The following is a 1,491-nucleotide window of genomic DNA, read 5'->3' as shown; positions in this document are numbered from 1 at the left end:
TCATTTCCGGCGCCGAATCGATACCAGGGTTCACGCAGCGCCCAATACCGTCGCCGGTGACGCGCATGACGCGCCATCCAACCCAGACCCCTCCTTCGTCCCGGAACAAAACCGGGATTTCCCTAGGCTGACATGCCAGCGCTCACGCGGTTAAATAAATCAACATGATTTATTTAATGCGTCGACGTTCGACGCAACATGGAAGGAGACGCCATGCGAAGCCCGCACTTCGGTCAGGGCAGCAATTCGGCCAACGTGCGCCGTTACAACGAGCGCCTGCTGCTGAAGACGCTGCGCCGCGTGGGCAGCGCGTCGAAGGCCGACCTCGCGCGGCTCGCGAACATGACGAGCGCGGCTGTCGGCGGCATCATCGCGTCGCTCGCCGACGCGAAGCTGATCGAATCCGCCGGCCGCACCGAGGGCCAGCGCGGCCAGCCGGCGTCGCTGATCCGCCTCGATCCGCGCGGCGCGTTCGGCATCGGCGTCCATCTCGACCGGATGCGTATCGAGACGGCGCTCGTCAATTTCGCGGGCGACGTGCTCGGCCGCCGCTCCCACGACTGCCTGCTCCCCCCGCCCGCCGACGTGCTCGACATCGTGCGGCGCGACATCGATGCGATGCAGGACCTGCTCCCCACGCATGAGCGCGCGCGCCTGACGGGCGTCGGCGTCGCCCAGCCGTACAACCTCGGCGCGTGGATGCGCGAACTCGGCCTCGCACCCGACACGTTCCGCGCGTGGGAAGACGTCGACTTCGCGAGCGACCTCGGGCGCACGCTGTCGCTGCCCGTGTTCGGCGAAAACGACGGCAACGCGGCCGCGATCGCCGAACTGTTCTACGGGTACGGCCGGCAGTGCGACGATTTCGTGTACCTGTTCATCGGTCCCGCGATCGGCGGCGGCATCGCGATCGACGGCGACTGCCTGCGCGGCGTGACCGGCAATGCCGGCGACATCGCCGTGATTCCGGTGTCGCCGAGCCGGCTGGCGTCCGCGCCGCCGCCCCGCGGCCCGTGGGACATCCTGCTCGCCCGCGCATCGCTGCACGCGCTCGTGCGTCATCTGCGCCATCACGGCGAGACGGTCGAGAACCGCGCCGATCTCGAGGCCTGTATCGCGCGTGGCCTGCCGGCGGTCGACGAATGGATCGACGACTGTGTCGACGCGCTCGCGCCGGCATTGCGTGCGGTGCTGTGCGTCGTCGATGCGCCGGTGGTCGTGCTCGACGCCGATACCGACGCCGGCCTGCTCGATGCGGTGACGACCCGCCTGCGCGCGGCGCTCGTCGCCACCGCGCCGGAAGCGCGCGGCACGCCGACGCTCGTGCGCGGCTCGTTCGGCGCCGACGCCGGTGCGATCGGTGCCGCGACACTGCCGATGTTCTTCAACTTCTCTCCACGGGCCGGCATCCTCAAGGGCGCCCGCACCGAATCGCAGGAGGTCAACCATGTCGCGTTCTGAGTCCCCCCGGCCGCTGCTCGAGATGCGCGG

Annotated in this window: 1 protein-coding gene; it reads left to right on the top strand. The window is 69.3% G+C overall.

The window, feature by feature from the left end; all coding sequences use genetic code 11:
- Nucleotides 1-213: 213 nt before the first annotated feature.
- Nucleotides 214-1,461: an ROK family transcriptional regulator gene (locus tag U5A56_RS36790; RefSeq protein ID WP_321927377.1), complete on the top strand. Its 1,248-nt coding sequence runs from the start codon at nt 214-216 to the stop codon at nt 1,459-1,461.
- Nucleotides 1,462-1,491: the final 30 nt, after the last annotated feature.

This window comes from Burkholderia sp. BCC1998, from assembly GCF_905339875.1.
In the GTDB taxonomy this organism is placed as follows: domain Bacteria; phylum Pseudomonadota; class Gammaproteobacteria; order Burkholderiales; family Burkholderiaceae; genus Burkholderia.
This window is presented reverse-complemented; position numbering and strand designations above follow the sequence as displayed.